Origin of the sequence: Frankia sp. AiPs1 (assembly GCF_023716945.1) — a bacterium.
Classification (GTDB): domain Bacteria; phylum Actinomycetota; class Actinomycetes; order Frankiales; family Frankiaceae; genus Frankia.
In genome coordinates this window covers 1-6,108 of record NZ_JAMQQF010000348.1, presented here as the reverse complement: position 1 = coordinate 6,108, position 6,108 = coordinate 1, and the positions used below count along the sequence as shown (strand labels likewise).

Here is a 6,108-nt window from a genome sequence, read left to right as displayed (position 1 = left end):
ACGTTGCGACCCTTCGGGCCGAGCGTGACCTTGACCGCATCGGCCAACTGGTTCATGCCGCGCTCCAGGCCGCGCCGTGCCTCCTCGTCGAAGGCAATGATCTTCGGCATGGTTTCTGGGTCCTCCCAGTGGGATGGCAGGTTCGATGGCCTGGCCACAACGACGCCCGCGACGGACGGCTCCCGCCGGCTCCGACCCCGGTGCAACCACCGTGGACGCCGGGCGGAACGGGCAGCCTCGCCGTTTCAGCCTTGGCACTCCCTAGGTGAGAGTGCCAAGTCCTGTTTAGCACTCGGCATGGGAGAGTGCAAGCTCGGCACCGCCTCTCCCCCGCGTGCCCCGCCCTGTCCGCGGCCCCTTTCGCGACGTGGTGCGGCCTTGTGATAGCGCCGGTCAGGCTCGCGAAAAGGCTGTGGACACGCCGGCTGTCGCCCTCGGTGTCGGCTGGCCGACAGGTCGCGGTACGGCGGCCACCAGATGCGCCGGGGCCGGCGAGTTCCCCGTCCGTCTGGACGATTTCCTGTCCGGTCTGTCCCGCTGGAGGGGCGGGGAACCAGAAGGAACCGGGCTGCGGGGCCCGGGCCCCGAGACGTGGGAGCGGTCAGTCGTCGCCGAGGCCGGCGGCCTCGAAGGCGCGCAGCGACGGCTTGATGGTGGCCGTCGGTCCGCCGGTCTCGACCAGCGGGTCGAGGGTCTTCAGCCCGTCGCCGGTGTTGTAGATGACGGTCTCGGCGGCCGGGTCGAGCAGGCCCTCGCGCAGCAGGCGGCGCAGGTTGGCGACCGTGACGCCGCCGGCGGTCTCGCCGAAGATGCCCTCGGTACGAGCCAGCAGCCGCATGCCCTCGAGGATCTCGTCGTCACTGACGTCCGTGATCGCACCGCCGGTGCGGCGGGCAACGTCGAGGGCGTACGGCCCGTCGGCCGGGTTGCCGATGGACAGCGACTTGGCGATCGTCGACGGCCGCACCGGGGCGACCGTGTCGACCCCGCGGGCGAACGCGGCGGCCACCGGGTTGCAGCCGGCGGCCTGCGCGCCGAAGACCCGGTACGGCGTCGGCTCCACCAGGCCCAGCTTGCCGAGCTCGCCGAACGCCTTGTCGACCTTGGTGAGCAGCGAGCCGGACGCGATCGGCACGACGACCTGCTCGGGCAGCCGCCAGCCGAGCTGCTCGGCGACCTCGTAACCCAGCGTCTTGGAGCCCTCGGCGTAGAACGGCCGGACGTTGACGTTGACGAACGCCCACTCGTACTCGCCGGCCAGCTCGCTGCACAGCCGGTTGACGTCGTCGTAGTTGCCCTGGATCGCGACGAGCGTCCCGCCGTACACGCCGGTGGAGACGGTCTTGCCGGCCTCCAGGTCGTGCGGCACCAGCACCACCGAACGCAGGCCGGCCCCGGCGGCGTGCGCGGCCACGGACTGGGCGAGGTTGCCGGTCGAGGCGCAGGCCACCGTGGTGAACCCGAGCTCGCGGGCGGCGGTGAGAGCCACCGAGACGACGCGGTCCTTGAACGAGTGCGTCGGATTGGCGCTGTCGTCCTTGACGTAGAGCGTCTTCATCCCCAGCTCGGCGGCCAGGCGCGGGGCCGGGCGCAGCGGCGTCCAGCCGGCGCCGAGCGACACCCGGCGCGCCGGGTCGTGCCCCGCGGGCAGCAGGCCGACGTAGCGCCACAGGTTGGCCGGCCCGCGCTCGATGGACTCCCGGGTGACCCGGCCGAGCAGGTCGGGGTCGTAGGAGATCTCCAGCGGGGCGAAGCACTCCACGCACACGTGGGTCGGGGAGAGCGGGTAGGTGGCGCCGCAGTGGCGACAGGCCAGTCCGACCGCGGGGTTCGCGACATCGAGGGCGGTGGTGTCGACACGCTCGGGCGCGAGAGTCATGAAGAAGCTCCTCATCTTTCCCGGGGCAACCTGCCACGGGTCGGAATTAGCACCTGCCACGCATCGGATGCGGGTGGTTGCCGGGGCTTCACTGGGCCGTTCCCTCTGCCCCTCTGGATGAGCCAGATTAAGTTGTCTGTCCGTACTGTAGACCGTGGGCCGGAGATCGTGCACCGGTGTTTCGTGGTTCACGGACATGAGATCGTGTTTCGCCGGGCGCGGCCCGCCCCGGCTCCCACAAGGTTCACCGGCGCCGGGCACGCCGGGCTCGCTAGGCCCGCGTCCGGCGACCGTCGCTCGCGCCCGGTGCCCGGGCAGCCGGTGCCGGCGGGCCGACCCACCTCGCAGACCAGGGAGTCCGTGACAGTGAGTATTCGCGTCGTCTACACCGATCTCGACGGCACGATGGTCGGCCCGAAGGGCTGCTTCTTCCGCGCCGAGGGCGGGGCGATCACGCTGGACCCGGCGCAGGCGCTGGCCGAGCTGCACGCGGCCGGCATCGCGCTGGTGCTGGTCAGCGGCCGTACCCGGCCGCAGCTCGTCGAGGCGGCGCAGATCTTCGGCGCGGACGGTTTCATCGGGGAGCTCGGCGCCATCGTCGGCTGGAACGACGGGCGGGACAGCGAGATCCTGCGCGGCGCCATGCCGCCGGACTTCGACCAGGTCCCCGAGTCGCTGCTCGGCCGGCTGATCGAGCGCTACCCGGGCCGCCTGGAGCTGCACACCCCCTGGCACGCCGGCCGCGAGGTCGACGTCATGCTCCGCGGCCGCATCGACGTGCCCGAGGTGGACGGCTGGCTCGCCGCGACCGGCTTCGCCTGGCTGAGCATGCGCGACAACGGCCTGATCTCGGCGGCCCACATGCCCGGGCTGGGGGCGGCGCCGCACGTCTACCATCTCGTCCCCGCCGGGGTGGGCAAGGGCGACGCGGTGGCCTACGACCTCAAGCGGCGCGGCGTGTCCCCGGCCGAGGCGATCGCGATCGGCGACTCCGCCAGCGACCTCGCGATGGCCCCGCACGTCGGGCACATGCACCTGGTCGCCAACGCGCTGCGTCACCCCGACATCACCGCCCTGCTCGAGCGGCACGACAACGTCACCGTCGAGGCGGGCACGGTCGGCGCGGGGTGGGCGAGCGCCGTGCGCACGGCCGTCGCCGCCTGACGCGCCCGCCTCCCAGCGGGTCCAACCCAGGTTCTCGGCCGGTTCGATGCCGGTTCGATGCCGGTTCACGGCAGGTTCGCCTGGAGTTGGCGGACCGGACGGCGGTCGGACACCGGACGGACGATCTCCGGCCATATCCGCTGGAATCCGCGCCAGATGGCCGCGGTGTGGCCGGCGGTCGGGCCTGGCCGGCCGCTCGGATGGCCTACCCTCCGCAGTGTGCAGCGGATGCGGGAAGCCGAGCAGGGCACGTCGGGGGGTCCTTTGCCGCTGGGGACGGCGCGGGTACTGGTCGCCTCCAACCGGGGGCCGGTGGCCTTCGTCACCGGTGACAACGGGGAGCTGGTGCTGCGCCGGGGGGCGGGCGGGCTGGTCAGCGGTCTGGGCCAGGCGGCGGCCGATGCCCCGCCCGAGGCCCTGCCGATGGTCTGGGTGTGCGCCGCGCTCGGCGACGCCGACCGGCGCGCGGTCCGGGCCGCCCCGGCCGGCCGGCTCGACCTCGCCGGCCACGACACCGGCGGCACGGCCGTGCGGATGCTCGACGTCGACCGGGTGGTGTTCGACCGGGCCTACAACGCGGTCGCGAACCGCATCCTGTGGTTCATCCAGCACCTGCTCTACGCCCCGGCCTCGCAGCCGGTGTTCGACCCGTCGTTCCGCCGCGACTGGGCGGCCTACGAGGCGTACAACGCGATGTTCGCCGAGGCGCTGGCGCACGAGGCCGCTCCGGGCGCCTCGGTGCTCATCCAGGACTACCACCTGACCCTCGTCCCCGGGCTGCTGCGCCGGCTGCGCCCGGACCTGCGCATCGCCCACTTCAGCCACACCCCGTGGGCGCCGCCGGAGTACTTCCGGATGCTGCCCGACGACGTCGGCGAGCAGATCCTGCGCGGCATGCTCGGCGCCGACCGGCTGGGGTTCCTCACCGACGCGTGGGCCGACGCCTTCACCGAGTGCGTCCGCGGGCTGCCCGGCCTGCGGGTCGAGCGGCGCTCGATCACGGTGACGCCGCCCGCCGGGCAGCCGGGGGTCGCGCACACGGTGCGCATCGGAGTGCATCCGCTCGGCGTCGACGCCGACGAGCTGCGCGACCGGGCCGACGCGTCCGACGTCGCCGCCCGGGCGGCGGAGCTCGTCGAGCTGGCCGAGGGCAGGCGCCTGATCGTCCGGGTGGACCGCACCGAGCTGTCCAAGAACATCGTGCGCGGCCTCGCCGCCTACCGCGAGCTGCTGCGGACCCGCCCGGAGTGGCGCGGCAAGGTGATGCACATCGTCTGCGCCTACCCGTCGCGGCACGATCTGCCGGAGTACCGCGAGTACACTGCCGCGGTGCAGCGGCTCGCCGCGGAGATCGAGGACGAGTTCGCCACGGACACCTGGCTGCCGCTGCGGTTGGAGATCACCGACGACTACCCGCGGTCGATCGCCGCGCTCTCGCTCGCCGAGGTGCTCGTCGTCAACCCGATCAGGGACGGGATGAACCTCGTCGCGAAGGAGGGGCCGGTCGTGTCGCGGCGCGACGCCGTGCTGGTGCTGTCCCGGGAGGCGGGGGCCTGCGCGGAGATGGGCCGGGCGGCGCTGGTGATCAATCCGTTCGACATCCAGGCGACGGCGCAGGCCCTGCATGCGGCGCTGACGATGCCTGCGGCGGACCGCCGGCGCCGCGCCGGCGAGCTCGCCGCCGTGGCGGGCCGGCTACCTCCGCGGGTCTGGTTCACCGACCAGCTCGAGGCCCTCGCCGCGGATCGCCCCGCCGCGCCGGTCAGCCGCCGAGGCGCTCGATGAGCACCTCCAGCAGCGCGACCATGCCGGCGGGACCGCCGACGACCAGGTCGGCGCGCTCCCGCAGCACGGCGGGGACCTCGGGACTGTCGCTGCACACGGTGATGCCGGGCAGCCCGCCCGCCCGCAGCTGTTCGACGGCGGAGAAGGCGGGCAGGTCGCCGTAGTCATCCCCGGCGACGAGCACCGAGCGCGCCCCCTGGGCGGCGACGAGCTCGCGCAGCGCGCCCCCCTTGTCGTGACCGGGCGGGCGCAGCTCCAGCACCTTCTTGCCGGGGGCTGCCTCCAACCCGTGCTCCTCGGCGAGGGTCGTCAGCGCCGGGGCGAGCGCGGCCAGCGCCGCGTCCGGGTCGACGGTGCGGCGCACGTGCACGACGAGCGCCTGGTGCTTGTCCTCGACGACCGTGCCGGCGGGGGCGTCGCGCAGCAGCTCGGGCAGCGCGGCGCGAACGGCGCCCACGCCCGGCAACGGCTCCGGGCTGGTGATCGTGCGCGACCGCGAGTCCCACCGTTGCAGTCCGTACTGGCCGAGGATGACCAGCTCGCCGAGATCCGCCTGCTTCTCCATCCCGGTCAGCTCCAGCAGCGCATCGACCGGCCGCCCGGTGATGATCGCCAGCGTGCCCACCGCGCGGGAGATCCGCCGCAGCGCCTCGATCGCCCCGGGGGCGGGGACGGCGTCGGCCGGGCGGGCGACGATCGGGGCGAGCGTGCCGTCGTAGTCGAGGGCGATCAGCGCGCGGTCGGGCGCGGTGAGCAGGGCGGCGAGCCCGGCACCTCCGGCGGGAGTGCGGGGCGCTGGGGCGCTGTGCTGGGCGGAATCGCTCACGGAGTCTTCCCGGGGTCGATGGTCGAGGGCCGGCGGACATGCCCACCGGGGGATGTCTCAGACGGGACGATCACAGATTATTTTTCCGGGTCGGCGGGGAAGTCGCGAGTGATGACGAGGATCAGGGTGTCGGTGGAGACGATCCTCGTCTGCGAGCGGGGGACGATCTTCTCGATGCCCGGCACGGCGTCCTTGAGCGCCTGGGCGGCCGCGGCGTCATCGTCGTCGTAGAACACCGTCGAGACCGGCACGTTGTAGACCGACTGGAAGTTCCCGGTCCGCTCGACGGGGAAGCCGGCGGCCTCGACCTGCCCGGCCGCGACCTCCGCCAGGCCGGAGACCCGGGAGTTGTTCAGCACGACCACCGGCGCCGTCACGGTGGGCCGCTGGCTGCGCGGTGCCGGCGGCGGCACGGGTGTCGGGGATGCCGGCCGCTCGGCGGGCGGCGTCGTCG

The 6,108-nt window shown here is 73.5% G+C and carries 5 protein-coding genes and 1 riboswitch; of the genes, 2 read left to right on the top strand and 3 right to left on the bottom strand.

Features of this window, described 5'->3' with window-relative positions; translation table 11 throughout:
• Positions 1-601: 601 nt before the first annotated feature.
• Positions 602-1,879 carry a threonine synthase gene (thrC, locus tag ND748_RS22545; RefSeq protein WP_251747960.1) on the bottom strand — a complete coding sequence of 426 codons (1,278 nt, stop codon included), beginning with the start codon at positions 1,877-1,879 and terminating at the stop codon, positions 602-604.
• Between the two features lie 8 nt (positions 1,880-1,887).
• A riboswitch (SAM riboswitch) is annotated at positions 1,888-2,003 on the bottom strand.
• Positions 2,004-2,245: 242 nt separating this feature from the next.
• Between thrC and ND748_RS22540 the strand changes: the two genes are divergently transcribed.
• Both ND748_RS22540 and ND748_RS22535 read left to right on the top strand, forming a co-directional pair.
• Complete coding sequence (locus tag ND748_RS22540; RefSeq protein ID WP_251747961.1) at positions 2,246-3,043, top strand: HAD hydrolase family protein; 798 nt, start codon at positions 2,246-2,248, stop codon at positions 3,041-3,043.
• Between the two features lie 228 nt (positions 3,044-3,271).
• Entirely contained in the window at positions 3,272-4,828 is a 1,557-nt protein-coding gene (locus ND748_RS22535) for a trehalose-6-phosphate synthase (RefSeq protein ID WP_251747959.1), read from the top strand.
• Here ND748_RS22535 and otsB read toward each other — a convergent pair.
• A complete protein-coding gene (gene otsB, locus ND748_RS22530) occupies positions 4,806-5,654 on the bottom strand; it encodes a trehalose-phosphatase (RefSeq protein ID WP_251747958.1) in 849 nt (282 codons plus the stop codon). The two genes, ND748_RS22535 and otsB, sit on opposite strands and share 23 nt — an antisense overlap.
• 77 nt (positions 5,655-5,731) lie before the next feature.
• Positions 5,732-6,108, bottom strand: a 377-nt coding sequence (locus tag ND748_RS22525) for a LytR C-terminal domain-containing protein (protein ID WP_251747957.1), incomplete at its 5' end; no start/stop codon positions are given.

Coding starts and splice junctions, on each gene's coding strand:
- thrC (WP_251747960.1), bottom strand. CDS start 1,879: ATGACTCTCGCGCCCGAGCGTGTCGACACCACCGCCCTCGATGTCGCG.
- ND748_RS22535 (WP_251747959.1), top strand. CDS start 3,272: ATGCGGGAAGCCGAGCAGGGCACGTCGGGGGGTCCTTTGCCGCTGGGG.